The organism is Desulfovibrio sp. 1188_IL3213, from assembly GCF_036763145.1.
Taxonomy (GTDB): domain Bacteria; phylum Desulfobacterota; class Desulfovibrionia; order Desulfovibrionales; family Desulfovibrionaceae; genus Desulfovibrio.
In genome coordinates this window covers 1-2,602 of record NZ_JBAIYR010000332.1, presented here as the reverse complement: position 1 = coordinate 2,602, position 2,602 = coordinate 1, and the positions used below count along the sequence as shown (strand labels likewise).

The window sequence follows — 2,602 nt, the reverse complement described above, 5'->3', positions numbered from 1 at the left end:
GGATAGCACTGCCGCCGCGGCAATGGCCGCATCCACGGCCGTGCCGCCTGAGCGCAGGATGTCGCGCCCTGCCTGAGAGGCCAGGTAGTGGGGGCTTGTGACCATGCCCCGCAGACTCAGCGGGTTGCTGGCAGTGGAAGGGGTAAGGGAGTACCTGTGACTGGCTTGCATGCGAACCTCTTGCTGGCTTGTCCCGCCCTTTTTCGGTGCGGCGGCGTGGCAACGCGGCAGCGCGGCGAGCGGATGTTCGCGGGCAGTATGCCACAGGAAGGGGCAGGGGGCAAAGATGGCAATGGCCCGGCCGCAGCCGGTGGCCGCCTGCTCCTGATGCTGCGGACGTCTCGGTTTTTCCTGTGTCCTGCGGGCCTGATCGGGCAGCGCGGTGGTTCAGCAGGCAGAAAAAGCCCGTCCCGGTTCAGGTATGCGGGACATCGTTTGCTCCACATGGCTGAACCGGAACGGGCCTGTGCTTGTCCGGCAACAATTCTGGGGCGCGGCTTTACGCTCCGGCGGCGGCTCTGGCCGCTTCATCGGGATAGAGCGCCTCAATGCCCGCAAGAAATGCCGCGTAACGGCCCTCGATGACGGCTTGCCGCGCATTGCGGGCCAGGTCGAGAAAGTACGTGAGGTTGTGCAGGGAATTGAGACGGAAAGAGAGCAATTCCTGGCTGGCGTAAAGGTGGCGCAGATAGGCGCGTGAAAAGGTGCGGCAGGTGTAGCAGCGGCAGTTGGGGTCCAGGGGACCGTCGTCTTCGGCAAACTGCTTGCGCCGGATGTTTATTTTGCCCTGCGAGGTATAGAGCGTGCCGTTGCGCGCGTTGCGGGTGGGCAGCACGCAGTCGAACATGTCCACCCCGGCATTGATGCCGTTGGCGATATCCAGGGGCGTGCCCACGCCCATAAGATAGCGCGGCTTGTTGCCCGGCAGTTGGGGGGCGGTGTGGTAGAGCAGGTCGTACATCTTGTCTTTGGGTTCGCCTACCGAAAGGCCGCCGATGGCAAAGCCGTCAAAATCAAGGCCGCAAAGTTCTTCCACCGAGCGCGTGCGCAGGTCCTTGTGAAAGCCGCCCTGGGTAATGGCAAAAAGCAGATTGTGCGCCGTGCCGGCCGGGTAGGCCGAACGGGCGCGCAAGGCCCACCGCGTGGTGAGGGCCAGGGATTTTTCGGTATAGGCATAGTCCGCGCCGTACGGCACACACTCGTCGAGCACCATCATGATGTCGGAATTGAGGTTGCGCTGTATCTGCAAAACCTTTTCAGGCGTGAACAGGTGCCGTGAACCATCAAGGTGCGAGCGGAACTCCACCCCCTCTTCGCGGATTTTGCGCAGCGAACTGAGGCTGAACACCTGAAAGCCGCCACTGTCCGTAAGAATGGAGCCGGGCCAGGAGGCGAATTCGTGCAGGCCGCCGCGCCGGGCCACCAACTCGTCGCCGGGGCGAAGGTAGAGGTGGTAGGTATTGCCGAGTATGACGGGCGCGCCTATGGCCGCCAGGTCGTCAGGGGCAATGGCCTTGACCGAACCCACCGTACCCACGGGCATGAAAATAGGTGTGGGAATAGTGCCGTGCGCCGTGCGCAGGGTTCCCGCGCGGGCGGCTCCGTCGGTGTGCTCAATGGTAAAGATGGTGTCGGACATGCCGCGCACAGTATATGCAAGCGGCCCTGGACGCAAGGGGTACGGCATGCGTCCGGGCGGCACTGCATAAAGCCCCGCGGGCAGGCCGTCTGGGCGTTTGACAACGATCGTCTGTAGGAATAAAAAAATCTACTATCCGTAGGCCGGTCTGTCCGGCCGTGCACTTCTGGACCCGAACAGGGGGCAGCCCCGCAAGAGGCAGAAAATGCTTTTTTTCAACCGTTTCAGGCGTGCTTTCGGTCAGACCGCCGTCAAAAAGCCTCTGCTCGGGACTCTGCTTGGCGCGGCCTTTGCTCGTCAGGTCTGTATCGAGGTTCTTTTTACCAGCCGCAATCGCCAGATGGATGACGTGTACTGCCGTATCAAAGAAATGCGGCCGTCCAGCATACTGCTTGTGTCCAACGCCAGTTTTTTGCCCGATGTGCTTAACGACGAGCAGTGTCTTGTCTATTTCAATCTGCCGCGCGCTCTGCTTATACATAGATTCAAAATGTCGGCTGCCGAGGCCCGTCAGGGTTTTTTGTGCAAAACCCGCATCATTCATAATCATGTGGACCCGGAAAGCAGGCAGTGCAAGATAGAGATAGGCATGCCCGATGCCTATGTGCAGCGTGAGCTGCGCAGGCACGAACGGATTTTTCCCTCTGTAGGGATGGTGCGTTCCGTGGACCTGTGGCTGCGGGGCAGGCTGCCCTCCCATTGGCGCGAACTGGGTGAGCCGGATTTCAGCTTTCGCGAGGGCAGTCCCGGGCAGCTCCGGCTGGTAAATATTTCCGCGGGCGGCGCGCGTCTGGAAATGGACGATGTGGACGAAGCAGAGCGCTATCACAGGCTTTCCAACACACAGATGCTGCTTTGCATAGTGCTCAACAGGCCGGGGCGCAAGCGCTGCACGGCTCCTGTGGTCTGCCAGTGCGTGGAGGGGCTTTACAGCGCCACCCTGCGGCGGCTTGCCCTGCGGTT

2 protein-coding genes are annotated in these 2,602 nt (G+C 61.5%); one reads left to right on the top strand and one right to left on the bottom strand.

Annotated features, from left to right (window positions below; translation table 11 throughout):
• Positions 1-499: 499 nt before the first annotated feature.
• A complete protein-coding gene (tgt, locus tag V6C16_RS11025; protein ID WP_333534949.1) occupies positions 500-1,639 on the bottom strand; it encodes a tRNA guanosine(34) transglycosylase Tgt in 1,140 nt (379 codons plus the stop codon).
• A 205-nt stretch (positions 1,640-1,844) separates the two neighbouring features.
• Here tgt and V6C16_RS11020 point away from each other — a divergent pair.
• The coding region (locus tag V6C16_RS11020) for a hypothetical protein (protein ID WP_333543220.1) at positions 1,845-2,602 on the top strand (758 nt) is incomplete at its 3' end.